The sequence below is a fragment of the Streptomyces sp. HUAS TT11 genome (assembly GCF_051553595.1).
Taxonomy (GTDB): Bacteria; Actinomycetota; Actinomycetes; order Streptomycetales; family Streptomycetaceae; genus Streptomyces.
The window spans coordinates 1,630,079-1,646,002 of record NZ_CP196184.1; the positions used below are offsets into that span (position 1 = coordinate 1,630,079).

General features: G+C 71.1%; 16 protein-coding genes. 8 read left to right on the forward strand and 8 right to left on the reverse strand.

All coding sequences use genetic code 11. The annotated features are described in order from the left end of the window. Nucleotides 1–227 precede the first annotated feature (227 nt). The 4 genes from ACSHXN_RS07605 (at nucleotide 228) to ACSHXN_RS07620 (ending at nucleotide 4,655) form a co-directional block, all read left to right on the forward strand. Nucleotides 228–1,865 carry an ABC-F family ATP-binding cassette domain-containing protein gene (locus tag ACSHXN_RS07605; RefSeq protein ID WP_438302833.1) on the forward strand — a complete coding sequence of 546 codons (1,638 nt, stop codon included), beginning with the start codon at nucleotides 228–230 and terminating at the stop codon, nucleotides 1,863–1,865. Between the two features lie 113 nt (nucleotides 1,866–1,978). After that, complete coding sequence (gene ddaH, locus ACSHXN_RS07610) at nucleotides 1,979–2,755, forward strand: dimethylargininase (protein WP_355139842.1); 777 nt, start codon at nucleotides 1,979–1,981, stop codon at nucleotides 2,753–2,755. A 215-nt stretch (nucleotides 2,756–2,970) separates the two neighbouring features. Then, nucleotides 2,971–3,945, forward strand: a complete 975-nt coding sequence (locus tag ACSHXN_RS07615) for an acyl-ACP desaturase (RefSeq protein WP_355139840.1) — start codon at nucleotides 2,971–2,973, stop codon at nucleotides 3,943–3,945. A gap of 242 nt (nucleotides 3,946–4,187) precedes the next feature. Continuing rightward, nucleotides 4,188–4,655 carry a hypothetical protein gene (locus ACSHXN_RS07620; protein WP_356295415.1) on the forward strand — a complete coding sequence of 156 codons (468 nt, stop codon included), beginning with the start codon at nucleotides 4,188–4,190 and terminating at the stop codon, nucleotides 4,653–4,655. A gap of 246 nt (nucleotides 4,656–4,901) precedes the next feature. Here ACSHXN_RS07620 and ACSHXN_RS07625 read toward each other — a convergent pair whose 3' ends face one another. Both ACSHXN_RS07625 and ACSHXN_RS07630 read right to left on the reverse strand, forming a co-directional pair. Beyond that, nucleotides 4,902–5,033, reverse strand: coding sequence for a hypothetical protein (locus tag ACSHXN_RS07625; RefSeq protein WP_374202911.1), 132 nt, complete (start codon nucleotides 5,031–5,033; stop codon nucleotides 4,902–4,904). A gap of 221 nt (nucleotides 5,034–5,254) precedes the next feature. Next, complete coding sequence (locus ACSHXN_RS07630; protein WP_355139835.1) at nucleotides 5,255–5,542, reverse strand: WhiB family transcriptional regulator; 288 nt, start codon at nucleotides 5,540–5,542, stop codon at nucleotides 5,255–5,257. Between the two features lie 253 nt (nucleotides 5,543–5,795). Here ACSHXN_RS07630 and ACSHXN_RS07635 point away from each other — a divergent pair, with 253 nt between their 5' ends. Then, nucleotides 5,796–6,596: a VOC family protein gene (locus ACSHXN_RS07635; RefSeq protein ID WP_355139833.1), complete on the forward strand. Its 801-nt coding sequence runs from the start codon at nucleotides 5,796–5,798 to the stop codon at nucleotides 6,594–6,596. 253 nt (nucleotides 6,597–6,849) lie between these two features. Continuing rightward, a complete protein-coding gene (locus tag ACSHXN_RS07640; RefSeq protein WP_438302834.1) occupies nucleotides 6,850–8,070 on the forward strand; it encodes a glycoside hydrolase family 64 protein in 1,221 nt (406 codons plus the stop codon). A 16-nt stretch (nucleotides 8,071–8,086) separates the two neighbouring features. On the opposite strand, the gene ACSHXN_RS07645 is transcribed toward ACSHXN_RS07640, so the two are convergent. The 4 genes from ACSHXN_RS07645 to ligD all read right to left on the reverse strand — a co-directional run bounded on the left by ACSHXN_RS07645 (nucleotide 8,087) and on the right by ligD (nucleotide 12,334). After that, the gene (locus ACSHXN_RS07645) at nucleotides 8,087–9,139 is read right to left on the reverse strand and encodes a LacI family DNA-binding transcriptional regulator (protein ID WP_355139829.1); all 1,053 of its coding nucleotides are present in this window, start codon (nucleotides 9,137–9,139) and stop codon (nucleotides 8,087–8,089) included. A gap of 148 nt (nucleotides 9,140–9,287) precedes the next feature. Beyond that, the gene (locus ACSHXN_RS07650) at nucleotides 9,288–9,899 is read right to left on the reverse strand and encodes a dihydrofolate reductase family protein (protein ID WP_356295422.1); all 612 of its coding nucleotides are present in this window, start codon (nucleotides 9,897–9,899) and stop codon (nucleotides 9,288–9,290) included. 203 nt (nucleotides 9,900–10,102) lie between these two features. Then, complete coding sequence (locus ACSHXN_RS07655) at nucleotides 10,103–11,044, reverse strand: multicopper oxidase domain-containing protein (protein WP_355799226.1); 942 nt, start codon at nucleotides 11,042–11,044, stop codon at nucleotides 10,103–10,105. A 171-nt stretch (nucleotides 11,045–11,215) separates the two neighbouring features. Next, nucleotides 11,216–12,334 (reverse strand): non-homologous end-joining DNA ligase, encoded by a 1,119-nt coding sequence (ligD, locus tag ACSHXN_RS07660; protein WP_355139823.1) that lies wholly within the window; start codon nucleotides 12,332–12,334, stop codon nucleotides 11,216–11,218. A gap of 75 nt (nucleotides 12,335–12,409) precedes the next feature. Between ligD and ACSHXN_RS07665 the strand changes: the two genes are divergently transcribed. Both ACSHXN_RS07665 and ACSHXN_RS07670 read left to right on the forward strand, forming a co-directional pair. Continuing rightward, complete coding sequence (locus tag ACSHXN_RS07665) at nucleotides 12,410–13,480, forward strand: ATP-dependent DNA ligase (protein WP_356114795.1); 1,071 nt, start codon at nucleotides 12,410–12,412, stop codon at nucleotides 13,478–13,480. A 154-nt stretch (nucleotides 13,481–13,634) separates the two neighbouring features. Beyond that, nucleotides 13,635–14,627: a DUF3048 domain-containing protein gene (locus ACSHXN_RS07670; RefSeq protein WP_438302835.1), complete on the forward strand. Its 993-nt coding sequence runs from the start codon at nucleotides 13,635–13,637 to the stop codon at nucleotides 14,625–14,627. A gap of 23 nt (nucleotides 14,628–14,650) precedes the next feature. Here the strand turns inward: ACSHXN_RS07670 and ACSHXN_RS07675 are convergent, their stop codons facing one another. Next, nucleotides 14,651–15,013 (reverse strand): hypothetical protein, encoded by a 363-nt coding sequence (locus tag ACSHXN_RS07675; RefSeq protein WP_331264070.1) that lies wholly within the window; start codon nucleotides 15,011–15,013, stop codon nucleotides 14,651–14,653. A gap of 85 nt (nucleotides 15,014–15,098) precedes the next feature. Further along, the gene (locus ACSHXN_RS07680; protein WP_356114796.1) at nucleotides 15,099–15,857 is read right to left on the reverse strand and encodes an IclR family transcriptional regulator; all 759 of its coding nucleotides are present in this window, start codon (nucleotides 15,855–15,857) and stop codon (nucleotides 15,099–15,101) included. Nucleotides 15,858–15,924: the final 67 nt, after the last annotated feature.

A 15,924-nucleotide genomic window follows, 5' to 3' on the forward strand; every position in this document is an offset into this window, starting at 1 on the left:
GTGTTCAGCGGTCCTGTTGCCGTCGATGGGAGAAGGACGTTGCTCGTCTGAGGTCATGAGACACCGCGTCACACAGCGCTGACCGCGCCTGTGTGCGTCGCGTGCGACCTCGGCGTTCGAGCCGTCCGTCCTCCGGTACGGGGCCGTTCCCCGTTCCCGGACCGCCGCCCCTTTGCGGTGTCTCACACGCGTTGCCTTTGTCCACCCCCAGCAACCGCGAGGCCCGCATGTCACAGACCCCCTCACTCACCTGCACGTCCCTGTCCTTCTCCTGGCCCGACGGGACTTCCGTCTTCGACTACCTCCAGATCGCGTTCGGCGGCGGCAGGACGGGACTCGTCGGCGTCAACGGATCGGGCAAGTCCACCCTGCTGAAACTGATCGCCGGCGAACTCGCGCCGTCGGCCGGAACGGTGCGCGTCACCGGCGAGGTCGGCCTTCTCCCGCAGAACGTCACGCTCGACACCTCCCTGAGGGTCGACGAGGCGCTCGGCATCGCCGCGACACGCCGGGCGCTGCACGCCGTCGAGGCGGGCGACGTGTCCGAGGAGCACTTCACCGCCATCGGCGACGACTGGGACGTGGAGGAGCGCGCCGAGGCGACGCTCGGCGAACTCGGCCTCGACCACATCGGTCTCGACCGCACCATCGGCGAGGTCTCCGGGGGCGAGTCCGTCCTGCTGCGGCTGGCCGCGCTGCTGCTGCGCCGCCCCGACGTGCTGCTCCTGGACGAGCCCACCAACAATCTCGATCTGTACGCGCGCCGGCGGCTGTACGCGGCGGTCGAGGCGTGGTCGGGGGTCATGGTCGTGGTCAGTCACGACCGGGAGCTCCTCGACCGCGTCGACCAGATCGCGGATCTGCGCTCCGGGGAGGTCACCTGGTTCGGCGGCAACTTCTCGGCGTACGAACAGGCGCTGGCCGTGGAGCAGGAGGCGGCGGAGCGCACGGTGCGCGCGGCCGAGGCCGACTTCCGCAAGCAGAAGCGCGAACTGGCCGACGCCCAGGTCAAACTGGCCCGCCGCAGGAAGTACGGCCAGAAGATGTGGGACCAGAAGCGTGAACCGAAGATCGTCATGGGGGCGCGCAAGCGGGCGGCGCAGGAATCCGCAGGCAAGCACCGCATCATGCACGAGGAGAGGCTCGCCGATGCCAGGGAACGCCTCGACGAGGCCGTCGAGGCGGTGCGGGACGACGACGAGATCCGCATCGATCTGCCGTACACGGCGGTGCCTCCGGGGCGGTCCGTGCTGACGCTCAGGGATCTGCAACTGGCCTACGGAGCACGCGTGGAGGGCACCTTCGAGCTGCGCGGTCCCGAGCGGATCGGGCTGGTGGGGCGCAACGGAGCGGGCAAGACCACCCTGCTGCGCACGATCGCGGGCGAGCTGGAACCGCTTGCGGGCGAGGCCACCGCGCACGTTCCGATGCGTCTTCTGCCGCAACGGCTGGACGTCCTCGACGACACGCTGACGGTGGCGCAGAACGTGGCGCGGTTCGCCCCGGGGGCCGGCAACAACCGGATCCGGGCGCGGCTGGCACGCTTCCTGTTCCGTGGCGCACGGGCCGACCAGCCGGCCGGGACCCTCTCGGGCGGCGAGCGCTTCCGCGCCGCCCTGGCCGCACTGATGCTCGCCGAGCCCGCGCCGCAACTGCTGATCCTCGACGAGCCGACGAACAACCTCGACATGGCGAGCGTGCGGCAGCTCACCACGGCCCTGGAGTCCTACGAGGGAGCGCTGATCGTGGCCGGCCACGACATCCCGTTCCTGGAGTCGATCGGGATCACCCGCACGGTGCTGCTCGACGGAGAGCTCAAGGAGACCTCTCCCGAGGCGCCAGGAGCTCCCGCCCGACGCCGGTGAAACGATTGGCGGCTTGTGTATCGGGCAGGCGACAGCCGGAACCCGGGGCTTTGTCCCCGGGTTCCCGGCCTGCATGATGGCGGGCGAACCCTTCAGCCGAGACGGAGTCCCACGTGCCCAGCAAGAAGGCTCTCATCCGCCGACCCAGCCCACGCCTCGCCGATGGACTGGTGACCCACATCGAGCGGGAGAAGGTCGACCCCGATCTCGCGCTCGAGCAGTGGGAGGCGTACGGCGAGGCGCTGCGTACGCACGGCTGGGAGACGATCGAGGTGGATCCCGCCGACGACTGCCCCGACTCGGTGTTCGTCGAGGACACGGTCGTGATGTACCGGAACGTCGCCCTGATCGCCCGGCCCGGGGCGGAGTCCCGACGCGACGAGACCGACGGGGTCGAGGAGGCGGTGGCCCGCCTCGGCTGCTCGGTGAACTGGATCTGGGAGCCCGGCACTCTCGACGGCGGTGACGTGCTGAAGGTCGACGACACCCTCTACGTCGGCCGCAGCGAACGCACCAACGCGGCCGCCGTCCAGCAGATCCGCGCCGTGTTCGAACCGCTGGGCGCCCGGGTTGTCTCGGTACCGGTCACCCGGGTGCTGCATCTGAAGTCGGCGGTCACCGCGCTGCCGGACGGCACCGTCATCGGCCATGTGCCGCTGGTGGACAAGCCCGCGCTCTTCCCGCGTTTCCTGCCGGTCCCGGAGGAGTCCGGTTCGCATGTCGTGGTCCTCGGCGGGGGCAGACTGCTCATGGCGGCCAGCGCCCCCAAGACGGCGGAACTGCTCGCCGACCTCGGCCACGAGCCGGTCGTCGTGGACATCAGCGAGTTCGAGAAGCTCGAAGGCTGTGTGACGTGCCTCTCGGTGCGCATGCGGGAGCTGTACGTCTGACCCCGTCCGACCCGTGAGCCCTGCGCCGCACGGGAGTTCGGCATGCCCGGAACCGGAGCCGGAACCGGTGGCGCAGACCCGCACGGGCGCCGGTGGAGCAACCGGCCTTACAGCGCGTTTAGCCTACGGCTTCGTAACCTACGGCTTCGTAGCCTACGATCCCGTAGGTTCCGGCACGGTACGCCGGTTTATCTCAGTGTCCCCCTGGAGTTCCTGTGACGATCACTTCTTCCCGCCTCGACAGCCCCTCCGTCTGGACCGACGCCCGGCTGCTGTACGCACTGGAGGAAGTGGTCGAAAGGGAACTGAACCGCCATCTGAAGGCGGCCAAGGACTGGATGCCGCACGAGTACGTGCCCTGGACCGACGGCCGCAACTTCCCCGGCTTCTTCGAGGACGGCGTGGCCTGGGAGAAGGACCAGTCCAAGGTGACCGATATCGGCCGGATCGCCCTGGTGGTGAACCTCCTGACGGAGGACAACCTCCCCAGCTACCACCACGAGATCGCCACGCTCTTCGGCCGCGACGGCGCCTGGGGCACCTGGGTGCACCGCTGGACCGCCGAGGAAGGGCGGCACGGCATCGTCATGCGCGACTACCTGCTCGCGTCGCGCGCGGTCGACCCCGACAAGCTGGAGCAGTTCCGCATGGCGCACATGAGCGAGGGCTTCGAGTCGGACAACCGGCACTCGATGCTGCACTCCGTCGCGTACGTCGCCTTCCAGGAACTGGCGACCCGTATCTCGCACCGCAACACCGGCCACCAGTCCGGCGACCCGGTCTGCGACAGGATGCTGGCCCGCATCGCGACCGACGAGAACCTCCACATGGTCTTCTACCGGAACCTCCTGAAGGCCGCGTTCGAGATCGCCCCCGACATGACCATGGAGGCGGTCCGGGACGTCGTGGTGAACTTCCGGATGCCGGGCCACGGCATTCCGGGCTTCGAGCGCGCGGCCGCGCAGATGGCGATCGGCGAGGTCTACAACCTGCGTATCCACCACGACGACGTGATCCAGCCCGTACTGCGTTTCCTGAAGGTCCTGGAGATCGACGGACTCGGCCCCGAGGGGTGCCGGGCCCAGGAGGAACTGGGCATGTTCATGGGCGGCCTGGACGCCGAGGCGGCGAAGTTCGACGAGAAGCTCGCGGCCCGCAAGGCGCGGATGGCGGGGCGGGGCCGGGCGTGACCCGGTGCGCGGCGCGACGCCGCGCACGTGCCGTCGGCCCCGGCACGGTCGGGGGCCGGCGGCAGGAACGTCAATGCAGAGGCAGAACGTTTCAGCAGTAATCGCCAGGCCGCGCCACCCTTTCCTCGGGGTGGAATTATCTATCAGCATGAATATGCCGGTTGCGCGTCCCCTCCCGGACACGCGGCCGACTCAGTCCCTGTCGGACGCCTGGTCGCCGGGTGGCGCCCCTGGAGCGGGTCATGAGGAATGCGATGTGGATGCAGGGCGTGGAGTGGCTGGCCGCCGCCGCGCCGGACCCGCAGGCGTGCAAGCGGGAGTGGGAACGCGGTGCGGGCACCGTGCTCCTGGAGGCCGGACGCCACTGGGACCTGGTGAGCGTCCCCCGGCAACTGGGTCTGCTCGCGCTGGACATCCTGTGGTACGACCCGTTGCAGACCCCCGGACCGGCCCTGGTGGACTCGGCGGCGCACCGGGTGGGCTTCTTCGTGCCGCCGGACCCCGCCGGCCACTGGACCGGGACCGACGTCCGACACGCGAGCAAGGGCTCATGGGTCGCGGTGCCTCCGCCGTACCGGTCGGCGGGCTCGGTGGAGTGGATCGTGCCGCCCGACGGAAGCGGCATCCTGCATCCGCCCCTCACCCTTGAACTCGCGCTGCGCCAGGCCAACAAAACGCTCGCCGTACTCGCCCCCGTCAGCACGGACTGAGCCCGCCAGGCGCTGCCGTCGCAGTCGCGGGTCCTGGACCCTTTGGCTCGCCCTGCCGTCGAGGCGCTTGCCGGGGCCCCGCGCCGGGGGCGGTCTCGAGCAAGCCTCCGGCCGGCCCGATCCGCGCCGACGCAGCGGCCGCCGGGTCCGGTCACCCCTGCGCGCCCGCCGATCGGCGGGCGCACGCCTCCCCTCGGCGCGCCCCGACGATGCGCGTCTCCTGAGCCCGCCGTACCGGGGTGGCCGCTACGCCGCCTCGTAGTGGTGTGCGTCCGCGCCGCGCCACTTGACCCACGACGGATCGTCGAGCACGTCCTCGGCATCGGGCAGCCCGGCGCGGCCGAGGAACTCGATCAGGTCCTCGTCGGAGAAGGCCATCCCCAGGCTCTCCCCGCGCGTGGTCACCCGACGGCCGCCGGTACCGGACGGCGGATGAACGATGACAGGGGCCCTTCCGGACATAACTCCAGCATCGTCCCGGGCGCCCCGCCGCGCATCCGGACGGACGGCGCAGGCCACGACCCGGCTTCGTACCCGGCGGTCCTCAGGGACGCCCGCCGTCCTGGCCGCCGAGGTCCGCGCGGGCCGCGGCGGCACGCTCACCGCCCCTCGACGGCATCCCCGTACCCGTCGTCGGATCCGTTCTCCTCCGACCGCCGCAGACGCATCCGCTCCTTCTCGGACAGCCCACCCCAGACGCCGAACCGTTCGTCGTTGGCGAGCGCGTACTCCAGACACGCGGAGCGGCTCTCGCACAGCGCGCAGATGCGCTTCGCCTCCCGCACCGAGCTGCCGGGCTCGGGGAAGAAGAAATCTGCCCCCGTCTGCGCGCACAGCGCCTGCTCCTGCCAGGCGATGTCGGACGCGGTGATCGCTTCGATGTGCATGGCCAGATCGTGTCGCTCGGCGACAAACGTTTGATCAACGTGTGATCAACGGCCCGCCCGGCGTTCCCGCAGGACCCGATGATGTCCCGTCCCGGCCGGCCCGCGCACGGCGGCGCGCGGAGAAACTTCGCCGGAGACCGGCGGCGTGCGTCGCCTCCGCGCAGGCGGACTTCCGCGCCGTCCCGGCAGCGCGTGCCGGTGCGCAGTGCAAGACTCGGCAGTGCAGGCAACGGGAACCTCGAAGGATGCAGTCATGCTCACGACCCGGTTCGTCAACGGCGCCCCGAACTGGCTGGATGTCGGCACCTCCGACATCGACGGGGCCATCTCCTTCTACCGTGAACTCTTCGGCTGGCAGTTCCGGTCGGCGGGACCCGACTCCGGGGGCTACGGCTTCTTCCAGCTCGCCGGAAGGACCGCCGCCGGCGGTATGCAGACCACCTCCGAACAGGGCGCACCGTCCTGGACCGTCTATTTCCGCAGTACCGACGCCGAGGCCACCGCCAAGGCCGCCGAGCAGGCGGGCGGCAGCGTGCTCCTCCGGCCCATGGACGTGTCGGGCGAGGGGCGCATGGCCATCCTCGCCGACACCGCCGGCGTGCCCTTCGGCATCTGGCAGCCGGGGCGGACCCAGGGGGTCGACGTGGCCGGGGAGCCGGGCTCACTGTGCTGGATCGAGCTGTTCACACCGGACATCGCCCGCGCCGCCGCGTTCTACCGGAAGGTGCTGGGCTGGGAAACCGAGGGCGTGCCCTTCCCCGGCGGTACGTACACCTGCGTCAACCCGGACGGCGGCAGCCCGGAGACCGGGTTCGGCGGACTGGTACCGCTGGCCGACGATCCCGCGGAGTCGGAGTCGGGCGCCCACCTGCTGCCGTACTTCGAGGTCACCGACACGGACGCCGTCGCAAGCACGACTTCGCAGCGCGGCGGCGCCGTCCGGATGCCCCCGACGGATGTGGAGGGCGTAGGCCGCATCGCGCGACTCGCCGATCCGTACGGAGCCCGGTTCGCGGTCATCACGAGCGCGCCGCAAGAGCCCGGCCAGGACTGACGGCGTCCCGGTCGCCCAGGTGCGCGAGGCCGGGGACCCCCGCCACGTGGGCCTCTCCCGTTCGGCTTTCGACGCCGTCCCGCCGCCCGCGGCCATCGGCGCGCACCGTCGGTTCGTGAAGGCGGACATTTTTCGAGAGCGCTCTCAGTCATCACTCTTGACGCCTCAACCGCCCCTGGGAACAGTGGGGCAGCGCAGGGACACGCCCCCCACAAACACCCCTGCACTCCCCCCACACCCCAGGAGACGCCTCGTGATATCGCGTCGTGTGTTACTGACCGGAGCCGCCGCAGCCGCCACCGCCTCGACAGGGATCGGCGCACTCGCCTCCGGCATCGCCCGAGCGGCCCCCGCGACCTGCCAACTCGCCCTGCGCAACGCCTCGCTACCGGGCACGGTGCAGGCGTACGTCACGGGGCACGAGCAGTCGACCGGTGCCTGGCTGCTGCTGCGGGCCGACGGCAGCGTCTACCGGCCGGCTTCCCCGTCCGCCCCGCAGACCCCGCTGCCCGTCGACTGCTCCATCCCGCTCGGACCGGCGGGTTCCCCGGCCACGGTACTGACACTTCCTCAGATGTACGGCGCCCGGATCTACTTCGTGCGCGACGACACCCTCGCCTTCTTCCTCAACCCGGGGCCCTCCCTGGTCGAGCCGGCCTTCGCGACACCCGCCGACGCCAACTACGGAAAGACCTGGTCGTTCTGCGAGTTCACCTTCAACTCCGCCCAGCTGTACGCGAACATCAGCTATGTCGACCTGGTGACCGCTCTCCCGATCGGACTCGCCCTGGAAGGCGACGCCACGCACACCGTCGCCCCGCTGCCCGAGGGCGCGGTGGGCAGGATCGCCGCCGACCTCACGGCACAGGCCGCGAAGGACGGACAGCCGTGGGACCGACTGGTGGTCCGTGACACCGGAGGAGAGGTCCTGCGGGTCGTCTCTCCGCAGAACCTCATGGCGCCCTACTTCGACCAGCCCGACAGGATGCCGTTCCGCGACCTGTGGAGCGCCTACATCGACGACGTCTGGCAGAAGTACCGTGCGGCCGACCTCGGGATCGACCTCCAGGGCGGACGCGGTGTGTTCACCGGCAGGGTCCGCGGTGACGCGCTCACCTTCACGGGGGGGCACACCTTCGCCAAGCCCACCTCGAAGGACGTCTTCACCTGCAACCACGGCCCGTTCGCCAACAACCCGGATGACCCCGACGACAAGAAGGGCCTCCTCGCCCGGCTCGCCGCCGGTTTCAACCGCTCACTGATGCTCACCCACCCCGACCAGCCGAACGGTGCCGTCGGCGCCGACTACTACCAGGGTTCGGTGACCAACCACTGGGCGCGGGTGGTGCACTCCAACTCGCCCATCGGCTACGCGTTCCCCTACGACGACGTCCGCCCGGACGGTCAGCCGGACGTGTCGGGCGCAGCATACGACGGGAACCCTCGGCGCTTCACGGTGACCGTCGGCTCATGACACACCGGCCGGTGCTTCAGGCGGACGCCCGCCGCACCAGCGTCGTCGGCAGCACGACGCCGGACGGCCCGCCACCCGCACCCGGCCCGTCGTCCAGGGGCGTACCGCCACCCCGTCGATCGAGGGCGCGCAACAGCAGCCCGGCCATCAACCGGCCCATTTCCTCGATGTCCTGACGGATCGTCGTCAGGGGCGGGTCGGTCTGCTCGGCGACCGGCAGCATGTCGTCGAAGCCGACGACGGCGACGTCCTCGGGCACCCGGCGTCCCTGCGCACGCAGTACGCGCAGGGCGCCGGAGGCGGCCAGGTCATTGGCGGCGAAGACGGCGTCGAGATCCGGGCAGCGCTCCAGCAGCAGCCGCATGGCGCGTTCGCCGCCGGCCGGGGTGAAGTCCCCTTCGGCGATCTGACGCGGATCGGCGTCGGCCACGACGTCCCGGAAGCCCTCGAGCCGGTCCACGGCGGAGGTCTGGTCCAGGGCGCCCGTGATGTGTGCGACGCGGCGGCGGCCGAGTCCCACGAGATGGCGCACGGCCTCGCGGGCGCCGCCCCGGTTGTCGCTGTCCACGTACACACTGCGGTTGCCCTCGCCCCAGTCGGGCCGCCCGCCGAACACCGTCGGCACCCCGGCGCGCTGCACCAGCTCCGGCAGGGGGTCGTCCAGGTGCAGCGAGAAGACGAGGGCGCCGTCGACATGGCCCCCGGCGAGATAGCGGCCGACCCTGGCGTGGTCGGCGCGGCCCTCCGTGAGCAGCAGCACCAACTGGGAGTCGTGGGCGGTCAGTTCCTTGCTGATCCCGCGCAGTTGCAGGGCGAAGAACGGGTCGGCGAAGACCCGGGTCTCCGGTTCGGCGATCACCACGGCGACCGCGTCGTGGCGCCTGGTCACCAGGCTGCGGGCCGCCTGGTTCGGCACATAGCCGAGTTCCTCGACGGCGCGACGCACCCGCTCGACGAGCGGCTCGCGCACCCCCTCACCACCGTTCACGACCCGGGAAACGGTGGCCCGCGAGACGCCGGCCCGCGCGGCCACGGCCTCGAGCGTGGGGCGGGGCGCGGTCTCGGTCACTGCGTGCCTCCTCCTCGGCGGCTGCCGATCAGGATAGCCCTCGGGACATGTGGAGCTGAGAGCGCTTGCCGTGGGCGCACCCGATCATGCCTGCGCCCTCGGACCCCGGTGGGTGACGAGGGCGGCACCGCCCGCGGAGCGGGCGACTTCAGCTGGTCGCCACCGGGTGGTAGCGCAGGTTCACGGCCGCGGAGCCCTCGCCGTTGAGCAGCTCGAGCCGGACCGGGACACCGCCGGGGTTGTCGAACAGCCGGATCCCCTCGCCGAGCAGCACCGGCACGATGTGCAGGTCGACCTCGTCGATCAGCCCGCGCTCGAGCAGCTGACGGCCGATCGTGGGGGAGAAGACCTCGAGGTTCTTCCCGCCGGCGGCCTCCAGCCCGATCCGGACCGCCTCCGCCACATCGCAGTTCAGGAACGTCACACCGTCGGCGGGCCGCGCGTCCTCGGGGTGGTGCGTCAGGACGAAGAGCGGCCCCTTCCACGCGCCGCCGTAGACGGCGGCGGCGTCGGGGTGGGCGTCCCAGCCGTTCCGTCCGCCGAGGACGGCTCCGGTCGTCCCGGTGTACTCCTCGATGAGACCGGGCCGTGCCGAGAAGCCCGTCATCCAGTCCATCGCGTGGTTCGGCCCCGCCACGAACCCGTCCAGCGACATGGTGAAATGCCACAGCACCTTCGCCCCGGCGGTCTGCCGTTCGGTGTCCGCCGGCGACCGGTGCACCGCAGGGGCGGTGCACCGCGGGGTCCTCGAGGCGTCCATGGTCGATCCTCCCGTCGGTCTTCTCCCTCACCTCGTGGACCCGGCTTCTCCCCGGAACTCATCGCGTTCGGCACGATTCGGTGGCGGGCTGCGGTTGCCCCGGCCGCTGACCGGGCCGGCGGGGAACGCCGCCGCACCCTTGGCTCCCGCTCGTCACCGGACACTCCCGCGGCCCGGCCCGCGAGGTGACCGGCCGAAAGGTCCTAGTGCTCGTGCGCCACGTACGTGGGAATCGTCCCGTCCGCCCTCTTCACGATGAACAGGCCCACCATCCCGTGGTCGGCGTGGTGCTGCACATGGCAGTGGTACATCCAGGCTCCGGGTCCGACGCTCTCGCCCGCGAGCACCTGGAAGCCGAAGGAGTCCCCCGGACCCACGATCCTGTTGTCGATGATCTGGCTCGGGTCGTCGGGTCCGGTGAGCAGTCCCGTACGGTTGTGGGCCCAGCGATGACCGTGCAGATGGAACGTGTGGTAGAGGTCGCCGTGCGTGATCATGACGAACTCGACCCGCTCCCCGACGATCGCCGGCAGGTCGGGGCCTTCGTGCTTCTGCTGGTTGATCATCGTCTCGTTGAAGACGATCGTGAAGGTCTTGTCGGGGAGCAGATCGCCCACTCGGCGCACGATCACCGGTCCGTACAGGCCCTTCCGGATGCCGCCCGTGCCGTGTTCCGTGCCCACGACATGGTCGTGGTAGTGCCAGTAGCCCGCGCTGCCCTCACGCCAGGACCCGTCCTCGCGGCGTCCGGGGGTGTGCGTGCGCCAGGTGTAGACGCGTCTGCCGCCCGGCGCCACACTGCTCCGGGACGTCTTCGTGCCGTCGTCGGTGATCGCGTAGTCGAGTCCGTGCACATGGAGACTGGCGGCGACGTCCATGGTGTTCACGAACTCGATGTGCAGCGTGTCGCCCTCGTTGAGCTCGATCAACGGGCCGGGGACGGTCGCCTTGCCCCGGGCGAAGCCGTAGCCCATCCGCCCGTCGCTCAGCTTCTCGGCGTACATCTTGATGTTTCTGACCTGGCCGCCGGCGGGCGCGGTGCGCAGGCGCTTGTCGACACCGACGGACTCCGGCCCCAGCGTCATCGATGTCGCTACGGCCGTACCGCCCAGCAGCATTGTCCGGTGGAAGCTGCGTCTGTCCACGGCGGGTTCCCCCATCCTGTACGGGAATTCACGGAGACGGGCCGCCGGAAAGGAAAAAGCGACAGTAGCGGCACAGCGTGATTTTATGCTCACGGCTGGTCAAATTCGTAGTATTTCGGTCATACCTCTGGCCGAGTCGCCACCGGTACCGTTACCGACCCGGCCCGCTGCTCAGAGGGACGCGGGGTCCTCGGGGGGTGCCGCGTCCCCCGGCCCGCCGGACCCGCCCGTACCGGCCGGTGCGTCGGACTTCCCGGGCTTCCCGGTGCTCGCCGGCTTCCCCTCCCGCCGCGCACGGCTCGGCTGCACCCGTTTGGGCTCCCCCGGCATCTTCGGATACTCCGGCGGATAGGGCAGGTCGCCCAGGCCGTGGTCGTGTTCGTCACGGCGGGCCAGTTCCAGGAGCGCCTCGAGGGAGTAGGCGTGGTCGTCCATGTCGGCGTGGACGTCACCGAGTTCGGCGAACCGCCGGGGCATGCTCGCCAGGTCGAAGTCGCGGGGTGCCACGTCGTCGACCTCCTCCCAGCGCAGCGGCGCGGACACCGGGGCGTCGGGCCTCGGCCGCACGGAGTAGGCCGACGCGACGGTGCGGTCGCGGGCGGTCTGGTTGTAGTCGACGAAGATCCTCTCGCCCCGCTCCTCCTTCCACCAGGCGATGGTCACGCGCTCCGGCATCCGGCGTTCGAGCTCACGCCCGACGGCGATGGCGGCGCGGCGCACCTGGGTGAAGGTCCAGCGCGGCTCGATGGGTACGAACACGTGCAGCCCCCGGCCGCCGGAGGTCTTGGGCCAGCCCCGCAGCCCGCCGAACTCGTCCAGGACGGCCCGCAGTTCGTGGGCGGCCCGCACCGCGTCCGTGAAGTCGGTGCCGGGCTGCGGATCGAGGTCGATGCGCAGTTCGTCGGGGTGGTCGACGTCGTCGCGGCGCACCGGCCACGGGTGGAAGGTCAGCGTCCCGTACTGCGCGGCCCAGACGACGGCCGCCGCCTCGGTGGGGCACATCTCGTCGGCCGAGCGGCCGCTGGGAAAGGTGATGTGGGCGGTGGGGATCCAGTCGGGCATGTTCTTGGGCGCCCTCTTCTGGAAGAAGGACTCGCCCGACACGCCGTCCGGGTAGCGCTCGAGCGTGGTGGGCCGGTTGCGCAGGGCGCGCAGGATGCCCGGACCGACGGCCATGTAGTACTGCGCGAGGTCGAGCTTGGTGAAGCCGCGTTCCGGGAAGAACACCTTGTCCGGGCTGGACAGCCGTACCGTCCTGCCTGCCACCTCCAGCTCCACCGCATTGCCCATGCGTGCCACGGTAGGCCCAGGGACCGGGCCCCGCACACCGGGCGAACCGCATCGCACGGCAGGAGAATCGAAGACATGGATCTGCCGGTGATGCCGCCCGTGAAGCCGATGCTCGCCAAGTCCGTGGCCGTGATCCCGCCGGACATGCAGTACGAGGCGAAGTGGGACGGGTTCCGGGCGATCGTCTTCCGGGACGGCGCCGAGGTCGAGCTGGGCAGCCGCACGGGAAAGCCTCTGACCAGGTACTTTCCCGAACTGGTCGAGGCACTGCGCGAGCGGCTGCCCGAGCGGTGCGTGCTGGACGGCGAGATCGTGATCGCCCGGGAGGGGCATCTCGACTTCGACGCGCTGACGGAGCGGATCCATCCGGCCGACTCCCGGGTGCGGATGCTCGCACAGAAGACCCCGGCCTCGTTCGTGGCGTTCGATCTGCTTGCGCTGGACGACTCCTCCCTGCTCGAGGCTCCGCTGAGCGACCGGCGCGCCCTGCTGGAGGGGGCGATGTCCGGGGTGACGCCGCCCGTGCACCTCGCGCCGGCGACGACGGACCGGGCGGTGGCGGAGCAGTGGTTCCGGCAGTACGAGGGCGCGGGCCTGGACGGAGTGATCGCCAAGCCCCTCGCGCTTCCCTACCGGCCCGACGAACGCGTGATGTTCAAGGTCAAGCACGAGCGCACCGCGGACGTCGTGGTCGCCGGGTACCGCTTCCACAAGAGCGGCCCGGTCGTGGGTTCGCTGCTGCTCGGGCTGTACGACGACCGGGGCGCCCTCCAGCACGTGGGGGTGACCGCCGCGTTCGCGATGAAGCGGCGCGCCGAGCTGGTGCAGGAGCTGGAGCCGTTGCGGATGGACGAGGTCGCGGGGCATCCATGGGCGGCGTGGTCGGACGAGGTGGCGCACGAGACGGCAAGGCTGCCCGGCGCGCCGAGCCGCTGGTCGGGCAAGAAGGACCTGTCCTGGGTCCCGCTGCGCCCCGAACGGGTGGCCGAGGTGGCCTACGACCACATGGAGAACGGGGTGCGCTTCCGGCACACCGCGCGCTTTCGCCGCTGGCGCCCGGACCGCACCCCCGAGAGCTGCACGTACGCGCAGTTGGAGGAGCCGGTGCGCTACGACCTCGGGGAGATCCTCGGCACCGGGGACTGACCCCGCACCGACGCCGAGCGTGCCGACGCCTCCACCCTTGCCCCCTCTCCATACGATCGCCCCCGCAAGGCACACGAACGGAAGAGAACGGGTATGGGCATCGATGAACTTATAAGTGCACAATCGATGGCACGGGCGTGATGGAACGGTGGGCATGGGACAGATTGCGCGAATGCAGCGTGCCGCGGCGACGGCGGCGCTGCTGACCCTCGCCCTGACGGGCTCTCTGCTGGCGGGCTGCACATCGGAGGCCGGCAGGTCCGACGGCCGGGGCGAGCGGTCGGAGCAGCCCTCGCAGAACAGCGTCCGGACCCCCGCCACATCCGCCGCACCCGCCGGCCCGCTGCTCGCCGTGAAGATCGACAACGTGTCCGCGGCCCGGCCCCAGACGGGCCTGGACCAGGCGGACATCGTCTACGCGGAGCAGGTCGAGGGCGGTCTGAGCCGGCTGATGGCGGTGTTCGCGACCAAGCTGCCCCCGGTGGTGGGACCGGTGCGCAGTGCCCGCGAGTCGGATCTGGAACTGCTGCGCCAGTTCCACGATCCGACGCTCGCGTTCTCCGGCGCCCAGCACAAACTGCTGCCCCTCATCGACAAGGCGCCGCTCACCGCGGAGCCGCCCGAGAAGAACTCGGGCGCCTACTTCCGCGGCGGCGGCAAGATCGCGCCGCACAACCTCTTTCTGCGGCCGCAGCGGCTGCTCCCGTCCGCTCCGGGAGCCGCGGCCCTGACGACCGGGTTCCGGTTCGGTTCCGCACCCTCGGGCGGTACTCCCGAGAACACACGCACGGTCCGCTTCCCCTCGGCCCGCTTCACGTTCACCTGGTCCGCACAACGGCACCGCTGGCTCGTGTCGATGGACGGCACGCCGACCGTGACGGCGGACGGCACGCGGGTGGCGCCGGCCACGGTGGTGGTGCAGTACGTGCGGGTGCGCGCCTCACGTTTCCACGACGTCCTCGGCAACAACTCGCCCTACTCCCAGACCGTGGGCTCCGGGAAGGCCCAAGTGCTGCGCGACGGAAAGGCGTTCGACGCCCGGTGGCAGCGGGCGTCCGCGGCGGGCGGCACCCGGTTCACGACGGCGGACGGCGCCCCGTTGAACTTCGCGAAGGGGCAGGTGTGGGTCGTGCTCGCGAAGGCCTGACCCGCCGCACCGCGGCGGGCGCCCTACGCCCGGCGGCCCAGCCGGCGCTCGATCGCGGCGGCCGCGTCCTCGCGTGCGGGGGCAAGCGCCCGGCGGCCCTCCTCGACGGACTCGAATCCCAGGGCCGCCGCGATCGCCTCCCAGGCCACGCCTCCTTCGAGCAGCGCCTCGACGGCGGCACCGACGGCGACCACGGTCGCGCGGCGGGCCCGGTCGAGTTCGGTGAGTGTGCGGAGCAGTTCCGGTGCCGTCGCGGCCCCCGCGAGTCCGCTCTGCGCCGCGTGCCGCGCCTGGTCGGCGGTGACCCACCAGTCGGCGGAGGTGCGCGAGGTTCGGGTGACGACGGTGCGGTCCACGGTGGTGCCGCCTTCCTTACGGGTACGCATACGGGGCGCTGCGGACAAGGTGAGTCTAATCCGACGTTCCGGACTGCGGCGCGCCCGGTCCGCTGAACGGACCACCATCGCGGGCTCACCCCTCGAACGGCAGCCCCACCAGCGACAGCTCACGCGCCGCCGCCCGGAGTCCGTCCGCGAAGCGCCGTACGCGTTCCTCGGTGAAACGGGTGCTGGGCCCGCCGAAGGAAAGGGCCGCGGCCGGCGCCCCGTCACGGCCGCGCACCGGCACGGCCACCGCCGAGAGGCCCTCTTCGTACTCGCCGTGGCTCGTGGCGTAGCCGAGGGCCCGTGCCTCCTCGATCCGGGCGTGCAGTGTCTCCAGGTGGGCCGACCCGCACGGTGAGGTCCCGGCCACACGGCGCAGCAGGGCCTCCGGGGCGTCCAGCAGCAGCGCCCTGGAGACGCCGCCCGCCCACAGCGGCAGTTCGTCCCCGATCCGGACGACCTGGCGCAGCGACTGCGGCCCCTCCTCCTGGGCGATGCAGATGCGGCGGATGTCGCGGCGCACGTGCAGGTGCACCGTCTCGCCGTGCTCGGCGGCCAGTTCCCGCAGGATCACCCCGGCCGCGGGCGGCAGCCGCCAGGCCTGCTCGGCCAGCCGCGACCAGCGCAGCAGAGCGGGACCCGCCAGATGGCGGCCGCGTTCGTCGAGCCAGAGCAGCCCGTTGAGCCGAAGCGTCCCCAGCAGACGGAGCACGGTGGTCTTGGGAAGCCCCGACGCGGTGGCGATCTCACGGATCGACAGGGCGGGACGGCCTTCGTCGAAGAGCTGGAGGATGTCGATCGCCCGCTGCACGGTTCTCATCCCGACGCGTTCCGACTCGGCCGCCATCGCTGATCCTCTCGATCCGGGACCGCACCACGGCCCGGCTGGACCCCCTTGCACCTGCACGGTACTG

Excerpts from the sequence above, each read along its gene's own strand:
- ACSHXN_RS07605 (WP_438302833.1), top strand. The coding sequence starts at position 228 with ATGTCACAGACCCCCTCACTCACCTGCACGTCCCTGTCCTTCTCCTGG.
- ACSHXN_RS07620 (WP_356295415.1), top strand. The coding sequence starts at position 4,188 with ATGAGGAATGCGATGTGGATGCAGGGCGTGGAGTGGCTGGCCGCCGCC.
- ACSHXN_RS07625 (WP_374202911.1), bottom strand. The coding sequence starts at position 5,033 with ATGGCCTTCTCCGACGAGGACCTGATCGAGTTCCTCGGCCGCGCCGGG.
- ACSHXN_RS07630 (WP_355139835.1), bottom strand. The coding sequence starts at position 5,542 with ATGCACATCGAAGCGATCACCGCGTCCGACATCGCCTGGCAGGAGCAG.
- ACSHXN_RS07635 (WP_355139833.1), top strand. The coding sequence starts at position 5,796 with ATGCTCACGACCCGGTTCGTCAACGGCGCCCCGAACTGGCTGGATGTC.
- ACSHXN_RS07650 (WP_356295422.1), bottom strand. The coding sequence starts at position 9,899 with ATGGACGCCTCGAGGACCCCGCGGTGCACCGCCCCTGCGGTGCACCGG.
- ligD (WP_355139823.1), bottom strand. The coding sequence starts at position 12,334 with ATGGGCAATGCGGTGGAGCTGGAGGTGGCAGGCAGGACGGTACGGCTG.
- ACSHXN_RS07665 (WP_356114795.1), top strand. The coding sequence starts at position 12,410 with ATGGATCTGCCGGTGATGCCGCCCGTGAAGCCGATGCTCGCCAAGTCC.
- ACSHXN_RS07670 (WP_438302835.1), top strand. The coding sequence starts at position 13,635 with ATGGGACAGATTGCGCGAATGCAGCGTGCCGCGGCGACGGCGGCGCTG.
- ACSHXN_RS07675 (WP_331264070.1), bottom strand. The coding sequence starts at position 15,013 with ATGCGTACCCGTAAGGAAGGCGGCACCACCGTGGACCGCACCGTCGTC.
- ACSHXN_RS07680 (WP_356114796.1), bottom strand. The coding sequence starts at position 15,857 with ATGGCGGCCGAGTCGGAACGCGTCGGGATGAGAACCGTGCAGCGGGCG.